This is a genomic window from Paraburkholderia sacchari (genome assembly GCF_000785435.2).
Taxonomy (GTDB): Bacteria; Pseudomonadota; Gammaproteobacteria; order Burkholderiales; family Burkholderiaceae; genus Paraburkholderia; species Paraburkholderia sacchari.
This window is the reverse complement of the sequence record NZ_JTDB02000001.1, coordinates 847367-868292: the sequence shown is the minus strand read 5'-3', so window position 1 is coordinate 868292 and position 20926 is coordinate 847367. Positions and strand designations below refer to the sequence as shown.

The window sequence follows — 20926 nt, the reverse complement described above, 5'->3', positions numbered from 1 at the left end:
GGCGCTCTGCGCGTTTCGCTTTCTTCCGCAGCCATCGAGCCACATTTGCGCGAGGTCGCGATAATGCGGACTGTCCGGGTCGCCTGATTCGCCGGACAGCGTGGCCTTGTCCTGCTCCACGTAGGCCGGGCCGAATACTTCGCCGAGCTGGCCGAGGCCGCGCCGCCGCCACAGATCGATCTGGAACAGCCGGTCGCGCGCGGCGTTGAAACCCTGCACGAAAAAGGCGTCGCTTTCGTTGTCCGCGAAAATATGCGGTACGCCCCAATGATCGATCAGAATATCGACCGGATGCGCGAGGCCTTCGACTGTGATCGATTCCATCGGCGCATCGGTTGCGTGCGCAACGACACTGCCGAATGCGGCGAACACCGCAACTGCGGCGCACGTGATGCAGAGTAAAAGCTTGCGAGATCTGAATGCGGGCACGGCTTGTCTCCTCCGGGGCTTTCACTGGGCGGTGATACCTGGCGGCGCACCGGTGCCGTGAGGCCCGGTGCAAGTGGAGTCATTAAGCGATTACTTTCAATCGGGCAAGCACGGCATGCCCGAGCCAGCCGCTAGCGGAACACGCTCACGGCTTCTACGAGGCGCGCGGCTTGCTGCTTGAGACTGTCCGACGCCGCCGTGCTTTGCTCGACTAGCGCGGCGTTTTGCTGGGTGATCGTATCGAGGTCGCTCACCGCGCGGTCGACCTGCGTAACGCCGCTGCTTTGCTCCTCGGTAGCAAAGCGGATTTCGGCAATCAGGTCGGACACCCGTTTGACCTGCGCGACGATATCGTCCATCGTGCGCGCGGCTTCATCGACCATTTTTGAACCGGCTTCGACTTTTCCGACGCTTTCACCGATGAGATCCTTGATCTCCCTGGCCGCATTCGAGCTGCGCTGTGCGAGCGCGCGAACTTCCCCCGCGACGACAGCGAATCCGCGCCCCTGCTCGCCCGCGCGCGCGGCCTCCACGGCTGCGTTCAGAGCCAGGATATTGGTTTGAAACGCAATCCCGTCTATGACGCCGATGATATCGGCGATCTTTTTCGAACTGCCGGTGATCTCGTTCATCGTCGTGATCACATGCGATACGGCCTCTCCGCCCTTCGCGGCGGCGTCACTGGCCGACGACGACAAGGTGTTGGCTTGCAGGGTCGTCTCGGCATTGCTCTTGACGGTGGCCGTCATCTGCGTCATCGAGGTCGCGGTCTGTTGAACGTTGGCGGCCGCCTGCTCGGTGCGCTTGCTCAGGTCGTCGGTACCCTGTGCAATTTCGTTGATGGACTGCTGTACGTTGATGACCTGTTCGCTGACATCGTCGATCAGCCAGCGGAACATCAGCCCAAGCTGACTGACCGTGCGCAGCGTCATGCCGATTTCATCGACGCGATCCATGTGGACGGCCTTCTGACTTTCCCCCGATGCAACGCGCAGCGCTTGCTCGAGCACCTTCTCGAGCGGACGCGAAATCTGGCTTTCGAGCCAGAACGCCACCAGCAGCGAGGCCAGCAAAGCCGCCCCCGTAATGCCGCCGAGCGCGTAGGTCCGCAAACCGAGCAGCCAGGCCGCCACGCCCATCAACGGCACGAGCGTCAACAACGCAGAGCGGATACGCCAGCGCACGCGCATGGTCTTGAATGCGCTGGTCCAGCCCATGAGGCCGCTGCGCACGATAAGTCCCTTGTGGAAGCGGCGGCTACCGGCCTTGCCTTCCCTGAACTCGCGATACAGCGCTTCCGCAGATGCGATCTCTTCACGCGACGCCTTGGTGCGCACCGACATGTAGCCCACCGGCTGACCATTGCGCACGACAGGAGTCGCGTTCGCCCTCACCCAGTAATGATCGCCGTTCTTGCGTCTGTTCTTGACCAGCGCGCTCCAGGGCTCACCGCCTTTGAGCGTCGCCCACATGTCCGCAAAGGCTTCCTTCGGCATGTCGGGATGCCGCACCAGATTATGGGGATGCCCCTGAATTTCCGCGTGCGAAAAACCGCTGACATGGATGAAAGCCGCATTGGCATACGTGACGTAACTTTGCGTGTCGGTCGTCGACATCAAGGTTGCGTCGTCGGGAAATTCGTATTCGTTTTGCGTGACAGGCTGGTTGTTGCGCATGGACCTTCCTCTTGATGCAAGATGAATATTCGCAGTGCAATCCATGCGGGCGGTCACAACATCGAAGTGGCATTGCGACAGAGCACGACACTGCGGACACGACCGGCACAACAACCACGATGTCGGCAATCTCGGGCCAAAACTTTAGCGGCATCGCTTGCGTGGCCGATGTGTCCAGGCCATTGCGTCTTCATGCAATAGAAGAAGGTCCCCCTAAAGAAATCATGGACAGCGCCGTAATACCTCGCCAGATGACTTGTTCGTTACGGCCAGGCTGTTGCCCAAGCATGGACATGAAAGCGCAAACGTTTGCGCCAACCAGGAGGTGCATGTGGACATCGTGAAAACAGAAATCGGGCAACTGGAAAAGGTGCTGGACGCCCTGATTCGCCGCCCCCGGCTGATCCGTCGTGAGTACTGGATCTCGCAGATCGAGAATCTGCTCGAAAAACCGAGACTGTCGCCGCTGGACCGGCAGCGACTGCACGCGCTGCGCGACCTGCTCGGCGACTCGCCAGCGGACAGCGGTTCCACATACGCCTGATATGCCTGATGCATCTAATGCGGTAAAGAAGAGGCCTTGTGAGCGCCTTCGAATTGTTTCGAGAGCTTCATAAGACGGCCGATTCCGCCGCTGCAAAGGTCGTTCCAGATGCCGTTGCGGTGCACGGCTCAATCGTGTTCCGAAAATTGGCATGGCTCGTGATCCTGTGATGCCGGGTTGCGCGTCACGAACCGAGCCGCGTGATTTTCTGGCCCTGCACGCCCAGGCCCGCCATGAGCCCGGTCTGCCCGAAGATGAACGCATAAACATCCGGACGCAGGGTCGTCGTGGAAAGGTCCCGCCCCATGCCAGAGTCCGCGAGAACCACGCTCGGGCCGCCGCCAATCGACCAGCCAGCGCTGCTATCGAGGTAGCGCATTGCATCAGCCTTCGTGAGGAACATCGCTTCGGAAAAGCTCTGCGCGCCGGCTTGAAGCCCATACGAAAGTGCGCTCGTGTTGTAGTAACCGAGCACCTTTCCCGCGCGTGAAAACAGCACGCCATTGCCGCCTGCGCCGCCGAACATCAGCCCCGCTTTCAGGATGTCCGGAAAGACCAGGATTGCAACGGAATGGGCACCCAACGCTTTGGCGCGAGGCGTGCTCGAATATAGCCGCGCCAGCGCCGCGCGCGCATCTTGCTCGAGCTTCGCGTGAGACGCGTCACTGGCCGAAGATGATGAAGAGGAGGAAGCGGCCTGCGCACCCAAACTGAAATAACCACCCACGAACAGGCCCGAAAGCACTGCGGCCAGGCGCATGACTTTAAAAGACATCTTTGATTCTGACTTCGATGAACACGGTAAAGAGTGGCGCTCGTTGCACGCGGAACAACGCGGCTGGCAGCGCCTTCGAACTCAATTTACCGGCATGCGGCATTACAAGCTGCTCAAAACTTGTTTCAACGCATGTCAGAATCGTGCGGCGCGGTTTGTGATTGGACCCGCGCCCGATTTGCCTGGCAGTACAAATTAATTGATGGAGACGTTGCGCAACACCGCTACGTCACGCGTTCAGCGAAGCGGCAAGCGCACGCGCGCCACGAGGCCATGCGGCCGGTTCGGCAACAGATCGAGCGCACCGTCATGCTGCGTCGCAATCCGGTCCGCAATAGCCAGACCGAGCCCCGAACCGCCGCGCTGATCGCTCTGCGGCCCCCGCCTGAACGGCTGCTTCATCAACGGCAACAGTTCCACCGGCACGCCGGGGCCCTGGTCCTCCACGTCGATGATCACGTATCCGCCCGCCATCCGCGTCCTGACCGCAAGCCCGACTCGGCCGTGTACGGCTGCGTTATGCATCAGGTTCATCAACAAGCGCTGCATCCCGGTGGGCCGGAACGAAAACTCGGGCAGCGCCTCCAGCGACAAATCGAAGACATACTCGAGCCCGACATAGTCGGCAGCGAGACGCTCGATCAACGCATTGAGGTCGCCGCGCCGCGCGGGTTCGCTGTCCCAACCGCGCGCGAAGTCGATGAACTGCTGCACGATCAAGTCGATTTCCTCGACGTAACGTTCGGCGCTGTCGGCCGGCGCTTCGACGGACTCGGGCGCCAGCAGCACCATGCGCAGCTTCGTGAGCGGCGTGCGGATGTCGTGAGAGATGCCCGCCAGCATCTGCGCGCGAGTCGTCTCCAGTTCCTGAAGCGACGCAGCCATGCGATTGAATGCATCCGCAACCATCGCCAGCTCGTGCGCGCCTCCTACGGGCACCGCCTCGGGCCACGCGCCCTGCTCGATCGTCTCGGCCGAACGCGCGAGACGCATCAGCAGCCGTTCGACCGGACGGTGTATCAGGAACGCCACGAGAGGCGGCACCGTGGCGATACACAGCAGCAGACTGATCAACGTCCACGGCAGGCCCGGAATCGCGTGCGGCGCCCCCGCCAGCAGCATCCAATAATACGCGTCATCCACCTGCAGGCGGACCCAGACGCGTTGCGCGCCGCCGCGCTCGAAGCGCATCTGCTCGCCCGCGCCCAGTTCGCTCGCCATCCGCGCAACGAAATACCGGGCCGCCAGGCCCTGCGGCTGCGAGTCGGTGGCGCTCGCGCGAGGCACCTCGCTTTGCGAAACACCGTTGATCGCCAGAAGCTGCTGCTCCCGCACCGCCGGCGGCAGCGTGGCGAGCAGCCGGCTCACCGTGCGGATTTGCGTCGCGACGAGCGAAGCCGCTTCGTCGATGCGCGGACGCTGAACGAAGAACACATACACGGTGCCCGCAAAGATCTGACTGGCCAGCACCAGCACGATCAGCGCCAGCACGTTACGCACCAGTAACGAGCGATACCAGCCGAACATGGTCCTCCCCAATGAATGCCAGGCGGTGAACCAAGACCCGATGCAATGCCGCCAGCCGGGTCGTGGATTGATCCGAGGTTATACAACGCAGCGAGGCCATTATCCATGGCGGCCATTGCAACAATCATTGCACCGCGCGCTCAAGCCCAGTGACCGGGCACCCAGTACCAGGTCCCGCGCTGCGCGACCCAGTGCCCCGGAATCCAGCGATAACCGGTCCGCACGACCAGCCAATGCCCGGGCACCCAGGCATACGCACCCGCCCGCCATATCCAGTGGCCGGGGTCCCAGACATAGCCGGGCCGCGCAACCGGCACCGCTTCGTAGCGAAGCGGCGGAGGGGGCGCAGTCGCAATCACGACCGTCTGTGAGAATACTGCCGCCGCGTAAAGCACCGCCAGCACCGCCGCGCCCGCGCGAATGAAATCCAGTTTTTTCATGCGAAGTTACTCTTTCTTCGATCAAGACCGGCACGCAATATAAGCGCTCGCATCAATACAGCGTGCAACGAGTCATGTCATCCGGTTACATCGCGCGGATTGCAACTTCGTGACACAAGTTTCCAACAGATCGTCATCCAATGGCCGGTTAGAGTGCCATGCATGTTTCGCCGGCCTGGTGTGCTTCGTTTGACGCGCCGGCCGCTCGAAACCGTGTCGAGCCGTACGGACGACATGCCTCGAAACACCAGGTCTTCCGATGCAATACGCCTTTGAAATCGTGACTCGCCAGATCTCCCGTGCGTTGGCAATCGCCGCCGCAGCAGCGATGCTCGCTGGCTGTGCGCCGCCGCAAGCCCCGTGGTCTATCACCGCGAAGCCATCGCCCTTGCTTGTGCCGGCCCTGCCCGACCTGCCCGCGCCAACCGAAGCGTTGCCGTCGCAATGCGCCCCAACCTATGCGGGTCTGCTGGATCTTGCCTTGCTCGCAAAACGGTATGGCCGATCGTCCGGCATCTTCATCGACGCATTGGGCAATATGGCTAGCCAGTTGGGTGCGTGCCTCGATAAATACCCGCCCCGCAGTGCGGCCATCCTGCGCGCAACCGAGCAGATCTGAGCGTGGGTGGCATAGCGCGGCGGCGCGGGCAAAAAAAGACCCGCGCGATGCGGGTCCGGTCGTGCGGCAACCAATTAGATTGAGATTCAGATTGAGATTCACAATGCGCACCGACGCAATATGAACAAGAAACCCTTCATTTGAAAATGATTGGTAAAAGTAATTGATACCCAACAATAACGCCTTCACACCTCAAGCTTCGCAACAAGCATATAACCGACACCCCACACCGTGCGGATATGGCGAGGCGAAGAAGCATCCGCCTCGATAATCTTGCGCAGACGCAGCACCTGTACATCAATGCTGCGCGCGTTCGCCTCATAGTGCCGCCCGTGCGCGCGCTCGATCAGATTCTCGCGGCTGACCGGCCGGTTCGGCGTTTCGGCCAGCGCGCACAGCAGCCGCATTTCCGCCGCGCCAACTTCGACCTGCGCGCCCGCCAGCATCAGCTCCTGAAGATGAGGCTTGAGCAGATAGTCCCCAATGCGGAGCACAGGCTTTTCATCATCGCCCGCCATACTGCCCAACGCGCCATGCTGGCGCGCAAACACCTGCTGGCGACGCAGCATCGCGCGCACGCGCGCGACCAGCTCGCTCGGCAAAAACGGCTTGCCGAGATAATCGTCGGCGCCCATTTCCAGTCCGACAACGCGGTCGATCGGGTCGCCGCGCGCGGTCAGCATCAGAATGGGGATCATCTGCCCCTGGCTGCGCAGGCGTCTGCAAATAGACAGTCCGTCTTCGCCGGGCATCATGATGTCGAGAATCACCAGGTCGAACGGATGCCGCTCCAAAAACGTATCGAACTGGTTGCTGTCCCTCGCCGCGCGCACGTCGAAACCTTGCGCGGTCAAGAAGCGCTGCAGCATATTGCGGATCTCGAGATCGTCGTCGAGCACGAGAATACGGCCTCGGGGTGCCTGATTCAGCGCCGGATTCTGTGCATCTTTGTCGGCCGGGTCGTGTGGTGGCATGTTCGGGACGCTTTCAATATCGGAGATGAATTCGAGTGTAGATCTCGACGCCGCGCGGTGTCGCACGCGCGTACGCGGAAGCAGCCATCAATGCGGCGGCCAACATCAGACAAATGCGTTTCATCTTCTCTTCACGAATGACGAGGCCACGATTCAGGCCCCGCCGGGAACGCAAGTGTAGGCGCTGGCTCCGGCTGGCAGGTTACGGAATCGTTAGAAATAGATGTCAAGTTATGTCATGCCGACTGCCCGGCTCCATCGTAAACCCGTGGTGACATCTCCTCAATTTCGCGTTACCGTGAGTAACATCAAATTGAGGAACAACGCCATGTCTCCGCGAGCCTATCGCCAATCGGCGCGCGCCAACGCGGTTCAGGATACCGAGCAGCAGATCGTCGACGCCTTGTTCGCGCTTCTCGCAGCGCGCTGGTTCGACGAGATCACGCTCGACGACATCGCCGCAGCGGCCGGCACCACGCGCCAAACCGTGATACGGCGTTTCGGCAGCAAGACCGGCGTGCTCAGCGCCATGGCGGCACAGATGGATGCTTCGATCCGCGCCCAGCGCTGGGGCGCGCCCGTAGCAAGCGTGGCCGACATCGTCGCGCTCCTCACGGCCGACTATGAACGCACTGGCGACATCATCGTGCGCACGCTCGGGCAGGAGGCGCGCATTCCCGAATTCGCGGCTGTCCTCGATCGCGGACGCAAAGGTCACCGCGAATGGATCGAGGACATGTTCGGGCCCTGGCTCGACAAGCTCGACGGCCAGGCCCGCAAGGACCGGCTCGCGCAGTTGCTGGCCCAGACCGATGTCTGGATCTGGCATCTGCTGCGGCGGGCACAGGGGCATTCGGCGGCAAAGACTCACCGGCTGATGACGCAGGCGATCGAGCGCCTGCTGCGCGAGGACAACGCGAACTGATCCGGTCTCCATCCGCTCTCCTGCGAGAAAGGAACAAGGCGATGATAAAGACGACCCATGCGGGGCCGCATCTGCGCATCCTGGCAGTCTGCTGGGAAGGCGGCGGCAACGTGCCGCCGACGCTCGCGGCCGTGCGCGCCCTCGCCGGCCGGGGCCACGACGTGCGCCTGATCGCCGACGACACCATGAGCGCGGAAGCGATCGAGGCCGGCGCCCGATTCCTGCCATGGAAGCGCGCCCCGAACCGTCCGGACCGCTCATCCGAAAGCTGCTTCTTGCGCGACTGGGAAAACGCCGATCCGCTGACCTGCTTCCAGCGAGCGTGCGAACGGATCTTCGTCGGGCCCGCGCAATCCTATGCCGAGGATATTCTCGATGCGCTGGCAACCGAGCCGGCCGATATCCTGCTCGGCTCGGATCTGCTGTTCGGCAGCATGCTCGCAGGAGAAGTGGCGAAGATTCCAACGGCCCTGCTCGCAAGCAACATCTCGCTCTGGCCGCTTCCCGGACATCCGCCGTTCGGTCCGGGCTTTCAACCCGCGCGCTCGGCGGCGGACAGAGCGCGCGACGCAGAGGCTTGCGCCATGGCCGAGCAAGGATGGGATGTTTTCCTGCCTCGCCTTAATGCCGCCCGCGCGCATTTCGGCCTCGCACCGCTGGCCCATGTCCCCGAACAGCGCTTGAGCGCCGGCCGCCATCTCCTTGCCACCAGCAGCCGCTTCGATTTCCCCGCCGAGCGCCTGCCGGATCCTGTGCGCTACGTCGGACCGCTGCTGGAGATGCCGGGTTGGGCCCGCGAACGCTGGACGATCCCGCCAGCGCGCGGGATGCGGCCGCTCGTGCTCGTATCGTTCAGCACAACCAATCAGGGGCAAGCCGATGTGCTCCAGCGGGTGATAGCCGGCGTGGCCGGAGAACCGGTGGAGATGGTCGTCACTCTCGGCAAAGCACTCGAGGGGCTCCGCCTTCAAGCGCCGGCGAATGTCACCATTCTTCCCAACGCAGCGCACGATGACATCCTGATCCAGGCCCGCGCCGTCGTCACCCACGGCGGGCACGGCACGATCATGCGAGCGCTGCACTATGGCGTCCCTCTCGTCGTTCTCCCGATGGGGCGTGACCAGAACGACAATGCCGCGCGGGTGGACTATCACGGTGCGGGCCTGCGCCTCGATCCTTCAGCACCGCCGCGAATGGTCGGCGAGGCCGTGCGGCGCGTCCTGTCCGAGCCCGGCTTCGCCGAGCGGGCGACGGCGCTCGGGCGTGCCATCGCTGCAGAAGGCCCGGGGCCTGCGCGGCTCGTCGCCGAAATTGAGGACTTCGTACTGAAGTCCTCCCAAAGCGCCCTTTCCATCACGTGATCGGCATCCGTTGATCGCGGTGGGAACCGTCGAAAACCGTCCATCAGCAGGAGACCGAAAAATGGCAAACGCCTTTTCAAGCGACAATGGCATGGCCCTGACGCCCGGCCAACTGGACGCGTGGCTCGCGAAAATCGGTGTCGACCGGCCGGTTTCCCTCGACCTCGAGAGCCTGTCGAAACTTCACCGCGCTCATCTGATGACGTTCACCTGGGAGGCGCTCGATGCGTTCATGGGATGGCCATCGTCGATCGCCCCAGCCTCCGCCTTCGCCAAAATGGTGGAAGGCCGGCGCGGCGGCTGGTGCTATGAAATGAACGGCCTGTTCGGCGCGGCGCTCGCCGCGCTCGGCTTTCGCGTGACTCGCCTGTGCAGCGGCGTCAATCGGGAGATCATGGGCGACATCGCCATCGGCAACCATCTGACGCTGCGTGTCGATCTCGACAGGCCGTACCTTGCCGAGGTGGGCCTCGCGGACGCCATCGTCGAACCGGTACCGCTTGCCCCAGGGCCGATCAGCCAGCGCGGGTTCGATTTTTCGATCCTGCCGACCGACGACGGCTGGCTGCGCTTCAACAACCATGCGAACGGCCTTGCGCACAGCTTCGATTTCCGGCCCGATCACAGCGACGAGGCCGCCATAGCCGCTACGCTTGGCTGGCTGATGCAGGATCCCGGCTCGCCGTTCACCAACGCGCTGGCGATCCTGCGGCATACCGCGGATGGCTATGTCGCCCTGAAGAACGATTGCCTGTGCAGCGTGACGGCAGACAGCGTCAGCGAACAGCGCATCACGAGCGCGGACCATCTCGCGGACACGTTCGACACGATTTTCCAGCTCGACATTCCCGAGGCCGGCCGCGTCTGGGAGAAGATCCAGATGTGCAACTGATCACAGCCGCATCAAAACGAAAGCGCCTGCATCCGCTCGATGCTCTCTCGCGTTTCGCGCTCCAGTTGCGCGAACAATTCGGCGGCCGGCAGCGAGCGTGCGAGCGCCGCGGCCTGCCCCGCCCATTGCGCGCCGAAGCCAAACTCGCCCTGCGCCTTCGCCGCGGCGTGCAGCGCCTTGCCGGCGTCGTAGGTGATCGGATACGCGGGTATTTGCGGCGCGCGCGGATCGTCGCCGAGCGCGGTGAATTTATTTGCCATTGCACGCGCGGTCCGTCCGGAAATCGCGGCGGTGAACGTCGTGTGACGCGCGGCTGCGCCAAGCAGCGCACGTCGATAGCCGTCGTCGATCGACGTTTCCGGGCACGCGACAAACGCGGTACCGAGCTGCACGGCCTGCGCGCCCAGTGCGAGCGCCGCCGCAATGCCCGCGCCATCCATGATCCCGCCTGCCGCGATAACGGGCAGCCGCCCTTCGCTGACGATGAGACGCGTGAGCGCGAACGTGCCGAGGCGATCGTCGCCGGCATCGGGATCGAACACGCCGCGATGGCCGCCCGCCTCGATCCCCTGCGCCACGATCGCATCGACGCCCGCGTCCGCGAGCTGGGTGGCTTCCTCGAGATTCGTGGCGCTCGCGAGCAGCGTGATGCCGGCGCGCTTCAGGTCGGAGATGACTTCCGCCGGCGGCAACCCGAAATGGAAACTGACGACGGCCGGCTTTTCTTCGACGAGCATCTGCTGCATGGCCTCGTCGACGACGAAGCTCGTATAGATCTCCGAGAGCGTTTCGGGCGGCGTCGCGCCGTACTGCGCGAACACCGGCGCGAGCCAGTCGAGCCACGCGCGTTCGACCGCCGCATTCGCCACGGCCGGGCGATGGCAGAACACGTTGATGTTGAACGGCTTGCCGGTCAATGCGCGCGTGTCGCGGATCATCTTGCGCGCGCCGCCGGCGTTCGTCGCGCCAACGCCCAGCGAGCCGAGCCCGCCTGCGTTCGATACGGCGGCCGCCAGCGCGGGCGTGCTGACGCCGGCCATCGGCGCCTGAATGATGGGCGTGCGCACGCCGAGCAGGCGCAGCAATGCGCGATGGTCCGCGTGGTGGTTCGATTGAGTGCTCATGTCGTTTTCCCCCAGCGTGGAGGTCCTCCGGTCGGCAGCGAAACAGCGCCCATGCTACGCGAAGTACCGCGAAAGCGCCGGCATCGATGCAACCCAAACCGTTTCAAGCCGGCACGGCCGATGCGGCCACCTTGACTGACCCGGCGCACGATCCAGCCGGAATTCGCGAGGAAACGCCATGACCAGGACGCCATCATTCCATCTGCCGCCAACCGACCCGGTGGACGACCCCGAACGCTCGCCCCCGCCGCCGCCGCGCCCGGACGACGAACCACCGCCGCTGCCAGAAGGCGACCCGCCCTCGAAGGCGGCGCGCCTTCACACCGGCTGATGCCACTCGACCATAACGACCACCTTGCCGTGCGGATGCCCGCGCTCGACCTGCTCGAACGCATCGCGCGCGTCGCCGAAATTGAAGCGCGACACGACCTCAACCTTGATCGCCCCCTGATCGAGCAGCGCAACGATATGTTCGAGCTGCGCGCCATCGGGGCGCGCCGTAAACCGCGTGGCGCACGCGCCGCGCGCAGCGGCGTCGATCTGCGAAGGCTCGTCGAGCGCCGACACCATCGTGCCGCCGTGCTTCAAAACGCTCCACGAACGCACCTGCACCACGCCGCCCACAAGATCGAACACGAGATCGACCTCGCCCGCGCGGTCCTCGAAATCCTCGTACTGGTAATCGATCGTCTCGGCCGCGCCCATTGCGCGCAATACCCCGTGCGTAGAAGCCGATGCCGTCGCGATCACGTGCGCGCCGCAGTGCCGCGCGAACTGCACCGCGAAGCGCCCCACCGCGCCGCTCGCGCCGTGGATCAGCACGCGTTCGCCGCGCTCCAGCTTGCCGTAATCGAAGAGCCCCTGCCACGCCGTGAGCGCGGCGAGCGGCAAGGCCGCCGCCGTATCGACGCCGGCGCGCGGCGCGTTCGCAAGCGCGCTTGCGCTAACCGCCACATAGTCGGCCAGTGCGCCCGGCCCCTGCCCCACGAATGCGCACACGCGCATGCCGGGTTCCCAACCCGCCGCGCGCCGCGAGCCTTGCGCGATCACGCCAGCAACGTCGCGCCCCAGCGTGAACGGCAAGTCGTGCTGCGCGACGGCCGGGTAGCGCCCGTGCAGCGTCTTGAGGTCCACGGGATTCAGCGCGGCGGCCTGCACTTCGACCAGCACTTCGTCGCCGTATAGCAGCGGCACCGGCGCGCTCTCGCATGCGAGCGCGTCAAGCCCGCCAAAGCGCGTGGCGCGCCACGCGCGCATCGTTTCGGGTAACCCTAACCCATTTCGCACCGGTTCCATGGCTCCTCCAGACGTTCGGAAAGCAAGCGCATGCCGCGGGCGCATCGGGCATGCCCATTCCCGCCGCGTCCGCCGCATGCCGGGTACGCGCGATGCGGTATCCAGACCTATGTCAACGCCACCCATGGAGGCACGCTATGAGTGAATACGCTGGACGCTCGCAGGACGAACGCGTGGCGATACGCAAGCGCTCGAGGCAACGTTCGCAGGAACCGCCCGGTGGCGAGATGGCCGTGCCCGATACCGAACCGGACCGCAGCCATAGCAGCGGCGAACTCTCCCAGCGCGGCAAGGAAGTCTGGCGCAAGGGCGCGGGGCTGGACGGCGGAGGAAAAACGCGCTGAGCCCGCGCGAAGCCTGGTCCGCTATTCCGTGTACGCCGCCATCACGATCCACATGTCGTTTTCGCCGTCGCCCACTTCGGCTGCGAGAGCATAGGAATCGTCGGGGCGGCAGGCGTTCTGCAACGCTTTGCGCGCCTGCTCGGCGTCTTCGTAGCGTCGTTTCGACAGCAGATGAACCGCGTCGCGTCCCTCGAACATCGTATGTCCCGGGCGATAAACGAGCGGTTCATGCTTCCATTCGAGAAAGCGTTCGCAGACGCGCCGGAAATCACCTCGGCAGATGTTGAGCTGGTAATGTGGCCGAGCGTTCATGGCAGACCTCCTCTTCCCCAAGATGGTTGTCCGATGCACCGGCTCGTGCGCACGCCTCGTGCCGAACCGGATTGGACGCCTGGCCGCCCGGGCACGCGATTCGCGCATCAAGCGTGCGGAATGCCGAAGCGGAGAAACGTATGAGCACGCCCCTTGCCCGGGCATGGGCCGCAATCACGCTTGCATTGCTGAGCGCCGCAGGTTTTTCCCCACTGACGCAGGCGCAGACGAAGGACCAGCGACAGCCCCCGTCGATGGTGAAACCGCCCGCCGGTGCATCAGGCGCCGCGAGCACGACCAACCCCGACAACATGCCCATTAAAAAACCCACGAAGCCCACGCACGACAACATGTCCCGCGAGGTGCCCGCGAGCGCGGCGAAGGCGAAATAAATTCACTGCGCGAGTCAGCTTTTCCTTCAGCCCGAATGAGGCCGAATGCCCCCGCTAATGGCCCGCGCTAATGCCCCACCAATGCCCCACCAATGCCCGGCATAAACGTTGCGCGGATGAAAGTGGATGCATTTACACAGGAGAGCGACCATGCCCGAACGGAAAACCATCGAGCGAGCGCAGGCTGACAAGCGCGCCGGCAAATCTCCCAGCACGCAGGCGGGTGAATTCGTCAAGGAAGAGGTCGATCGTGTCCGCGCCGGCAAGCATGGCGTGCGCTCCGCGAAGCAGGCGATTGCAATCGGCTTGTCGAAGGCGCGGCGAGCCGGCGTCGATCTGCCGCCGCCCGCAAAAGGCAAGACGAGCGAGGCAACCCGCAAGAAGGCCAGGCAGGACATCGCACGCGGCGAAAATAAAGTGACCCGCGTCAGCACCGAATCGAAATCCCGGCGCTCGCGTACCACGACGGCCGTGTTGCAGCGCGAAAGTAGTGAGGGCGCATCGCCGCAAGCCATGTCCAAGCAGGCGAAGAACGCGGCATCGCGGCGCTCGCCAGCGAGCCGGTCCGCGGCTGCTCGCCAAGCCGCCCAGACCAAGGGCGCGAGGAGCCGCTCGGAAGCGGCGAAGAAGGCGGCGCAAACGAAGGGCGCAGCCGGGCGCTCGGCAGCGGCCAAAAAAGCGGCGCAAACGCGCGCGGCAAGGGCGCGGCACGCGCAACGCTAGTGCGTTTTGTGCGGGCGCCGCCACCTCATCCCTGTGCGGCGCCACGCGGACGGCGGCACATCCCGGCGCTCACGCAAGCACGCTCACGCTAGCAGTTTCATTGCCGCGCGCCGGCGGCGCTTGCGCGCCTTTGCGAGCGACGCCAGCGCGGCATCCGCGCTCCCGTCCGCCTCGAAAATCTCACGATGGTGTGCGAGCAGTTGTTCGGCGCTCACGACATCGTTGAGAATACCGAACCGATCCTGAATTTTCTTCAATTGCTTCATGCGCCTGCACCGGCGGCGCGGCAAGTCGGGGCCGAAAAATTCGATCAGATAGCGCAACCGTTTTGCGCGCTTGCGCACGGTATGCAAGGCAGCGTAATCGCGCCGCCCGGACTTTTTCGCGCGACGCATGCGTTTGTCCAGCGTGCGATCAGCCGATTCGACGCGCCCGCGCACGAAACGCTTCATGGGAACACCGCGCGGCGACGCGTTCAGCAACCGGTTCGCGCGCCGCAGCGTTTCAAGCAGCGTGTGCCGGAAGGCGCTCCCGGCGAGGACCCGGCGCGCCGCCTCGCGCGCCTCGTCGCGCGCCGCCGCAAGGCGGTCGGCGGTCTTGCCCTCGCAGCGCTGCCCAAGCAGGCCCGCTGCAATATCCCAGTTGCGCGCCTCGCCCGCCACGGCCGCCATGCGCTTGAGCGAGGCGGGCCCGGGTTCGTCGAGGTCGCGTCCGAACAGCGGCCGCCACGCCCACAACAACGTGCGAAGCCTGCGCAATGCGACCCTCAGCTCGTGATAGTCGTCCTGGTTCTCATCGAGCCGCGCCGCGCGCGTGAGCGCCTCGCTGACGAGCGGTTTGGCGTATCCCGAGAAGCGCGGCTGGGCGGCATCGAGGACTTTCCATTTACGGGGTTTGCCTGTCATCGTCGATTTCCATGGGTGCTCCGATATTGAACCTGCCTTGAACCTGCGCGGCGCGCGCAGCCGTCGCGGCTCTACGCGGCCCGGCGGCCGCGCTTCGCAGGCGGCTTGCCCGGCTTTGCTCCAACGTTGTTGCTCGTGCCCGTGCGTTTGCCGAGGCTGCGCTTGAGCAGATCTGCAAGATCCACGATATCGGCGCCGCGCCGTTCGGGCTCGGGCGCTTCGATACGCGTGAGCTCGCGCGCCTTCCCTTCGCTCACCTTGCGTTGGGCCAGTTCGACCAGCGCGCTGCGGAATGTGTCGCGATAGCTGTCCGGCTCCCACTCGGCGCTCATGTCGTCGATGAGCTTGCGCGCCATCTCCAGTTCGCCCGCGCTCACGCCCGCGCTTTTCGCGCTCGGCGGAAACGGATGCGACTTGTCGAGCTCACGGACCTCCGTGGACCATCGCAAGGTCTCCAGTGCGAGAGCCGGCCCCGCCGCCACCACGGCGGCGAGATGCTGCCGGCTGTGCATCACCACGCTGGCGATGCCGAGCTTGCCGCTCTCGGCCAGCGCATCGCGCAGTAGCGCGTAGCTTTTTTCCGCGCGCCGCTCGGGCATCAGCCAATAGGGCGTATCCAGATAGACGAACGACATCTTCCCGGCGTCGACGAAGGCGAGAATGTCCACCGTCTGCGTCGCTTCCGGCCTCGCTGCGCGAATCTCCTCGTCCGACATCACGACATAGGCGCCCTTCTCGTACTCGTAGCCGCGCACGATATTCTCGCGACCGATCGGCTTGCCCGTGCGCTTGTTGATCTGCTGATAGCCGACCGGGTCGAAGGTGCGCCGGTCGAGCAGGTTGAAGCCGGTGTGCTCGCTCTGGGTAGCTGGGTAAAGCTCCACCGGGATGTAAACGAGCCCGAAGCTGATGGCGCCCTTCCATATCGCACGCGGCATGATCGCCCCTCCCACGAGTCCGGTGTCCTGCATCGGGTTCGCAAACGCGATGCCCACTCTCTGCCCGCCCTGCCAGCCGCGGGCATGATGCCTGCGCGCCCGTCATGCAGTGAAAGACAAACGCAAGACAGGACGCAAGCCATGGCCACGAAACCGCACCCCTCTACCCGAACCCGCAACGGCAAGCCCGCGCGCCAGCGGCACGCACACGCGAGCGCCGCGAAGAAGGCCACGAGCACCTCGAGCGGCTCGGGCCGGCGCTGGTCGCATCGCGTTGCCGAAACGAGCGATGCCATGGACCTCGATTCGGGCGTCTTCAAACTCGACGATCCGGCAGCGATCGCGCGCTCCTTGAAGCAATCGTCCGAGCGCAGCCGCCGGCGCAAGGGCACGCCGTTTCAATCGGCCATGTCGATGCTGAACTTCTATATCAATCGCGCCGGCAAGAACCTGCCGAAGTCGCGCCGCGATACGCTGCAACGTGCGAAAGGCAAGCTGCGCGAGGCGTTCGGGCGCAAACCTTGAGAGGCCGAAATCGACTGTAGCGCGCTCAAGCGCTGGAGATTCACGCTGCCGCGCACAGGCATGAAGCCTGCTGCTTCACTGCATCATCCACACCATCAGGAGCACGATCATGGCAAGGACACACGCAAGCGACGCCGTACATGAAGCGGCCGGCCATGCACAGGCGTTCGCCGGCGACCTGTTCGGCGACACGGACATGCGGGTCGCCGGCCGCATCAAGGCACTGTGCGGGAAATCACAGCGGCTCGCGAGCAACGCCACAGTCGCCACCCGGGAGACCATCGCCGAAAATCCGCTCGCTGCGCTGGGCGTTGCCATTGGCCTTGGCATCGCATGCGGCGCGTGGTGGGCAGCAAGGCGCGAGTGAGCGCCCGCGGCCGCGGGTGGACCGCTCGCGGTCTCAGCAAGCGCGCGGCGCGACGCGAACCTGTTCGATGAGCGCGCCGAGCTGCGCGGCGGTAAACGGCTTGCGCAGGGCCGCGCATTCGAACCCGATTTCCTCCGCGTCCGGCGCTTCGTTGCCCGAAGCAAATATCACGTTCAACCACGGATACCGCTGCAGCGAGGTCCTCGCGAGGTCGATGCCCGAGCCGTCCCGCAAGGCGATGTCGGTAATGAGCACCTGCACCGCGTGCTCTTCCAGTACGCACCGCGCCTCGTGCTCGTCGCCCGCGTGCCGCGCGTCGTAGCCCATTTCCGAAAGCAGCTCGCTCAAGGCTTCGCGAGAAGAGGCGTCGTCGTCGACCACGAGGACCGATACCGGCGTCGATAGCGGCGTCGCGTCGGCCGATGCATCCCGTTGCGCGGCGGCAGGCTTATTCGCCTCGCGCTGGCCGTCCAGCACCTGCCGGATCTTGCCTGCGAGTTGCGCGCGTCCATACGGCTTGCTCAGCAGATGCACGCCTTCATCGAGGCGGCCGCCGTGCACGATGGCGTTTTCCACGTACCCCGAAGTAAAGAGCACCTTGAGCCCCGGCACCTCGCGCACCGCGATGCTGGCCAGCTCCGTGCTGCGCATCGGGCCCGGCATCACGACGTCGGAAAACAGCAGATCGATCTTCGCCCCGCTTTTCACGATCGCGAGAGCGCTTTGCGCATCGCCCGCCGCGAGCACGCTATAGCCGAGTTCGCCCAGAATTTCGGCCACCGCCGATCGAATCGCCGCGTCGTCCTCGACAACGAGAATGGTTTCCGTCCCGCCTTCGATATGCGCGGGCGGCGACGCCACGAGATCCGACGCGCGAGCACTAGACCTCGGCAGCCAGACCTTGACCGTTGTCCCTTGCCCCGGCTCGCTGTAGATGCGCATGTCGCCGCCGCTTTGCTTGATGAAGCCGTAGGCCATGCTCAGGCCGAGTCCAGTGCCCTCGCCTTCGGGCTTGGTGCTGAAGTACGGCTCGAGCGCGCGTTCGAGCACCTCGCGCTGCATGCCGGCGCCGGTATCGGTGATCGCGAGCTGCACGTAGTGCCCTTCGGCAAGATCGGCGGCGAACGCGCTGTTGCGGGCGTCGAACGTCGCGTTGGAAAGCGCCATCGTCAGCTCACCGCCTTCGGGCATGGCGTCGCGCGCGTTGATGGCGAGATTGAGCACGACGCTCTCCAGCTGATTGGGATCGACGAGCGTATTCCAGAGATCGCCGGCCACGCTGATCCGCACGTCGATCAGTTCCCCAAGTGCGTGCCGCAACATGTCCTCCATCTTGGCCAGCATGGCCGAGAGGTTCACCACGCGCGGCTCGAGCGGCTGGCGGCGGCCGAATGCGAGCAGTTGCGAGGCGAGCAGCGCGCCGTGCTCCACGGCGTCGATGGCTCTATAGAGCCGCTCGCGCGACACGGAGTCGTGGCCGTGGCGGCGTTCGAGCAACTCCAGATTCGCGCGCAGCACCTGCAGCACGTTGTTGAAATTGTGGGCCACGCCGCCAGTGAGCTTGCCGAGCGCCTCCATCTTCTGCGCTTGCAGCAGCGCGGCGCGCGCGTGTTCGAGTTGCTCCTGAGCGGCCTTGCGCTCGCTGATGTCGCGCGTGATCTTCGCATAGCCCACAAGTCGGCCGTGCTCGTCGCGAATCGCGTCGAGCACGACGTTGGCCCAGAAGCGGCTGCCGTCCTTGCGCACGCGCCAGCCCTCGGTCTCGAAGCGCCCTTCCCGTGCGGCGATCCTCAAGCCGCGCTCCGGCAATCCCCGCTCGATATCCTCGGGGGTGTAAAAACGCCGGAAATGCGTGCCGATGATTTCGCTCGCCTCATAGCCCTTGATGCGCGCCGCCCCCAGATTCCAGTTCGTCACCTCGCCCTCGGGCGAAAGCATGAAGATCGAATAGTCCGTGACGCCCTGCACCAGCAGCCGGAATTTGCGCTCGTTCTCGTGCAGCGCATCGTAGGCGAGCCGCTTGGCGGTCTCGTCGCGCACGATCTTGGCGAATCCCGTGAGCGTGCCGTCCCGCGCATGCAACGGCGTGATCAAAATGCTGGCCCAGAAGCGCTCGCCGTTCTTGCGGATGCGCCACGCCTCGGTGGCGAACTGGCCTTCGTCGTGCGCCTTTTGCAACGCCGCGGCGGGCAAGCCTGCCTCCCGGTCCTCGCGCGGATAGAAAATCGAAAAGTGCCGCCCGATGATTTCGGACGCGCTATAACCCTTGATACGCGCGGCCCCCGCGTTCCAGCTCGCGATCTCGCCGGTTTCCGTCAAGCGAAATATCGCATACTCGCTGACGCGCGAAACCAGCTCTTTCTCCCAATCGTCGTCCCGCTCGGGCCGTATCTGATCCATGCGATCCTCCTGAATGAAGAGGCCCGAGCAATTGCCGTTCCACCCCGCCGCAAACGGCTATCGCGCTTGCCCGGCACGGCTGCGCCGCTGCGCGCGCGAAGGTTGCGCCCTCTGCGTGCGGCGCAGATAGCGGCCCAGCGCAAAGCCCGCCGTCGCGCCGTGCAGCACCACCGAAATGACGATCGCATCGAGCGCGGCGGGCAGCACCGGGCGCAGCGCGTCGCCCGCCTGGCCGATCCCCCACAGCGCATAATAGAACGCTCCCACGCCGCGTATGCCCATCCATGCCATGAGACGGCGCTGCTGGCCGTCCGCGTGCGCGCCGGTCATGGCGAGCAGCACGGCCGCCGGCCGCGCGACAAACACGAGCACGAGCGCGCAAAGCACCGCATACGGCGCGAGCATCTCGCGCCAGTGCGCGGACACCACGCAGCCGATGATCAGCAGAACGGAGCACTCGGCAAAGTGCTCGATCTCGCGCGTGAAGTCGGTCATGCCGGTGGCGAGCCAGGCGTGCGCGCGGCCAGGGTCTTTCGCGACCTCGGCGCGCTCGCGAAGCTGCACGTTTTCGAGCGCCTCGGCGGGGCGCTGCGCGCCGGTGGCGCGCAATTCCTCGTGCCGCAGCGCAACGCCCGCCGCGAACACCGCCACGAACGCGTAGGTATGCAGCAGCAGCGCCACGCCATAGGCCACCGACATCAGGCCGATCGCGATGAAGCCGTCGAGCCCCAGCGCCTCGCCGTATTGGGTGCGCAGATGCAGCACGAGCCGCACGCAGAGCATGGCGAGAGCGACGCCGCTCAACAGCGCGCCGGCCACGCCCCACACGAGCGAGCCGGCAAACGCCAGGGCGCTTTGGGTGCCGCTCACCGGCACGCCGCTCAGCGCGAGGCCGAGCATGGCGAACGGCATGGCCGCGCCGTCGTTCAGGCCGCCCTCGCCAGAAAGCGCGAAGCGCACGGGCTCGTCGTCGCCGGCTTCGCGCACGCGCAGTTCATTGGCCAGCACCGGGTCGGTGGGCGCGAGCACGGCGGCAAGGAACAGCGCGACGCCAGGCGGCAAGCCCGTGGCCCAGCCGAACGCGAACATCAGCGCCACCGTGAACACCATGGCCGGCACGCCGAGCCGCAGCGGCAAACGCCAGAGCCGGTCGCGCAGCGGCACGCGCAGATGCATCCCCACGGAGAACAGGGAAATGACGAGTCCGGCCTCGGCGATCACGGCAATGACGACGAGCGTATTCGGGCTCCCCGCGAGGTCGGCGTGAACGAGGCCGAGGCAGCCCGGCCCCACGGCCACGCCCACGGCGAGATAGATCATGGCGCCTGTGAGCGGCAGCCGTCCAATCGGGCCGCGCGCGAGCGCCACGAACATCAGCAGCACCCCGACGAGCAGGAACCACAGCGCCTGTTCCGTCATCGGGCTGAACTAGACCCGC

Annotated in this window: 24 protein-coding genes and 1 pseudogene; 12 read left to right on the top strand and 13 right to left on the bottom strand. The window is 65.0% G+C overall.

Annotated elements, in window-relative coordinates:
* Positions 1-99 precede the first annotated feature (99 nt).
* Both NH14_RS03995 and NH14_RS03990 read right to left on the bottom strand, forming a co-directional pair.
* Positions 100-372: pseudogene (locus tag NH14_RS03995) on the bottom strand (penicillin acylase family protein); the annotation flags it as partial.
* Positions 373-560: 188 nt separating this feature from the next.
* Entirely contained in the window at positions 561-2105 is a 1545-nt protein-coding gene (locus NH14_RS03990) for a methyl-accepting chemotaxis protein (protein ID WP_035521359.1), read from the bottom strand.
* Positions 2106-2436: 331 nt separating this feature from the next.
* Here NH14_RS03990 and NH14_RS03985 point away from each other — a divergent pair, with 331 nt between their 5' ends.
* Positions 2437-2649, top strand: a complete 213-nt coding sequence (locus NH14_RS03985; protein ID WP_244143455.1) for a hypothetical protein — start codon at positions 2437-2439, stop codon at positions 2647-2649.
* 38 nt (positions 2650-2687) lie between these two features.
* Positions 2688-2819, top strand: a complete 132-nt coding sequence (locus tag NH14_RS33825; protein ID WP_269151807.1) for a hypothetical protein — start codon at positions 2688-2690, stop codon at positions 2817-2819.
* 14 nt (positions 2820-2833) lie between these two features.
* On the opposite strand, the gene NH14_RS03980 is transcribed toward NH14_RS33825, so the two are convergent.
* The 3 genes from NH14_RS03980 to NH14_RS03970 form a co-directional block, all read right to left on the bottom strand.
* Positions 2834-3424 carry a lipid-binding SYLF domain-containing protein gene (locus tag NH14_RS03980; protein ID WP_035521361.1) on the bottom strand — a complete coding sequence of 197 codons (591 nt, stop codon included), beginning with the start codon at positions 3422-3424 and terminating at the stop codon, positions 2834-2836.
* Between the two features lie 237 nt (positions 3425-3661).
* On the bottom strand, positions 3662-4951 hold the full coding sequence (locus NH14_RS03975) for an ATP-binding protein (RefSeq protein ID WP_035521363.1): 1290 nt from the start codon (positions 4949-4951) through the stop codon (positions 3662-3664).
* A 140-nt stretch (positions 4952-5091) separates the two neighbouring features.
* Positions 5092-5391: a YXWGXW repeat-containing protein gene (locus NH14_RS03970; RefSeq protein ID WP_035521365.1), complete on the bottom strand. Its 300-nt coding sequence runs from the start codon at positions 5389-5391 to the stop codon at positions 5092-5094.
* Between the two features lie 259 nt (positions 5392-5650).
* On the opposite strand from NH14_RS03970, the gene NH14_RS03965 reads away from it, so the two are divergent.
* On the top strand, positions 5651-6010 hold the full coding sequence (locus NH14_RS03965) for a hypothetical protein (RefSeq protein WP_035521367.1): 360 nt from the start codon (positions 5651-5653) through the stop codon (positions 6008-6010).
* 185 nt (positions 6011-6195) lie between these two features.
* Here the strand turns inward: NH14_RS03965 and NH14_RS03960 are convergent, their stop codons facing one another.
* Positions 6196-6879 carry a response regulator gene (locus NH14_RS03960; RefSeq protein ID WP_052147796.1) on the bottom strand — a complete coding sequence of 228 codons (684 nt, stop codon included), beginning with the start codon at positions 6877-6879 and terminating at the stop codon, positions 6196-6198.
* Between the two features lie 433 nt (positions 6880-7312).
* Here NH14_RS03960 and NH14_RS03955 point away from each other — a divergent pair, with 433 nt between their 5' ends.
* Genes NH14_RS03955 through NH14_RS03945 form a run of 3 tightly spaced genes read left to right on the top strand, consistent with a single transcriptional unit; the run spans position 7313 to position 10162 of the window.
* On the top strand, positions 7313-7909 hold the full coding sequence (locus NH14_RS03955) for a TetR/AcrR family transcriptional regulator (protein ID WP_035521370.1): 597 nt from the start codon (positions 7313-7315) through the stop codon (positions 7907-7909).
* A 41-nt stretch (positions 7910-7950) separates the two neighbouring features.
* On the top strand, positions 7951-9270 hold the full coding sequence (locus NH14_RS03950; protein ID WP_052147742.1) for a nucleotide disphospho-sugar-binding domain-containing protein: 1320 nt from the start codon (positions 7951-7953) through the stop codon (positions 9268-9270).
* Positions 9271-9289: 19 nt separating this feature from the next.
* Positions 9290-10162 (top strand): arylamine N-acetyltransferase family protein, encoded by an 873-nt coding sequence (locus NH14_RS03945; protein ID WP_244143456.1) that lies wholly within the window; start codon positions 9290-9292, stop codon positions 10160-10162.
* 11 nt (positions 10163-10173) lie between these two features.
* Here the strand turns inward: NH14_RS03945 and NH14_RS03940 are convergent, their stop codons facing one another.
* On the bottom strand, positions 10174-11286 hold the full coding sequence (locus NH14_RS03940; protein WP_035521374.1) for an NAD(P)H-dependent flavin oxidoreductase: 1113 nt from the start codon (positions 11284-11286) through the stop codon (positions 10174-10176).
* 178 nt (positions 11287-11464) lie between these two features.
* Here NH14_RS03940 and NH14_RS03935 point away from each other — a divergent pair, with 178 nt between their 5' ends.
* Complete coding sequence (locus NH14_RS03935) at positions 11465-11617, top strand: hypothetical protein (RefSeq protein ID WP_167556470.1); 153 nt, start codon at positions 11465-11467, stop codon at positions 11615-11617.
* On the opposite strand, the gene NH14_RS03930 is transcribed toward NH14_RS03935, so the two are convergent.
* Positions 11605-12582 (bottom strand): NADP-dependent oxidoreductase, encoded by a 978-nt coding sequence (locus NH14_RS03930; protein WP_052147743.1) that lies wholly within the window; start codon positions 12580-12582, stop codon positions 11605-11607. The two genes, NH14_RS03935 and NH14_RS03930, sit on opposite strands and share 13 nt — an antisense overlap.
* A 137-nt stretch (positions 12583-12719) precedes the next feature.
* Between NH14_RS03930 and NH14_RS03925 the strand changes: the two genes are divergently transcribed.
* Complete coding sequence (locus tag NH14_RS03925) at positions 12720-12926, top strand: hypothetical protein (RefSeq protein ID WP_035521379.1); 207 nt, start codon at positions 12720-12722, stop codon at positions 12924-12926.
* 21 nt (positions 12927-12947) lie between these two features.
* On the opposite strand, the gene NH14_RS03920 is transcribed toward NH14_RS03925, so the two are convergent.
* Positions 12948-13238 carry a hypothetical protein gene (locus NH14_RS03920; protein ID WP_035521381.1) on the bottom strand — a complete coding sequence of 97 codons (291 nt, stop codon included), beginning with the start codon at positions 13236-13238 and terminating at the stop codon, positions 12948-12950.
* Positions 13239-13378: 140 nt separating this feature from the next.
* Between NH14_RS03920 and NH14_RS03915 the strand changes: the two genes are divergently transcribed.
* Together NH14_RS03915 and NH14_RS03910 are read left to right on the top strand one after the other, a co-directional pair.
* On the top strand, positions 13379-13630 hold the full coding sequence (locus NH14_RS03915) for a hypothetical protein (protein WP_035521383.1): 252 nt from the start codon (positions 13379-13381) through the stop codon (positions 13628-13630).
* Positions 13631-13780: 150 nt separating this feature from the next.
* Positions 13781-14353 (top strand): DUF6496 domain-containing protein, encoded by a 573-nt coding sequence (locus NH14_RS03910; RefSeq protein WP_035521385.1) that lies wholly within the window; start codon positions 13781-13783, stop codon positions 14351-14353.
* A gap of 83 nt (positions 14354-14436) precedes the next feature.
* Here NH14_RS03910 and NH14_RS03905 read toward each other — a convergent pair whose 3' ends face one another.
* Positions 14437-15258: a CHAD domain-containing protein gene (locus NH14_RS03905; protein WP_035521386.1), complete on the bottom strand. Its 822-nt coding sequence runs from the start codon at positions 15256-15258 to the stop codon at positions 14437-14439.
* A gap of 71 nt (positions 15259-15329) precedes the next feature.
* A complete protein-coding gene (gene ku / locus NH14_RS03900; RefSeq protein WP_084225058.1) occupies positions 15330-16196 on the bottom strand; it encodes a non-homologous end joining protein Ku in 867 nt (288 codons plus the stop codon).
* A gap of 141 nt (positions 16197-16337) precedes the next feature.
* Between ku and NH14_RS03895 the strand changes: the two genes are divergently transcribed.
* Together NH14_RS03895 and NH14_RS03890 are read left to right on the top strand one after the other, a co-directional pair.
* Complete coding sequence (locus NH14_RS03895; RefSeq protein ID WP_035521388.1) at positions 16338-16721, top strand: DUF3175 domain-containing protein; 384 nt, start codon at positions 16338-16340, stop codon at positions 16719-16721.
* A gap of 109 nt (positions 16722-16830) precedes the next feature.
* On the top strand, positions 16831-17088 hold the full coding sequence (locus NH14_RS03890) for a CsbD family protein (RefSeq protein ID WP_035521390.1): 258 nt from the start codon (positions 16831-16833) through the stop codon (positions 17086-17088).
* Positions 17089-17121: 33 nt separating this feature from the next.
* Here the strand turns inward: NH14_RS03890 and NH14_RS03885 are convergent, their stop codons facing one another.
* Complete coding sequence (locus tag NH14_RS03885) at positions 17122-19488, bottom strand: PAS domain S-box protein (protein WP_035521391.1); 2367 nt, start codon at positions 19486-19488, stop codon at positions 17122-17124.
* 57 nt (positions 19489-19545) lie between these two features.
* Positions 19546-20907, bottom strand: a complete 1362-nt coding sequence (locus NH14_RS03880; protein WP_052147746.1) for a cation:proton antiporter — start codon at positions 20905-20907, stop codon at positions 19546-19548.
* Positions 20908-20926 lie beyond the last annotated feature (19 nt).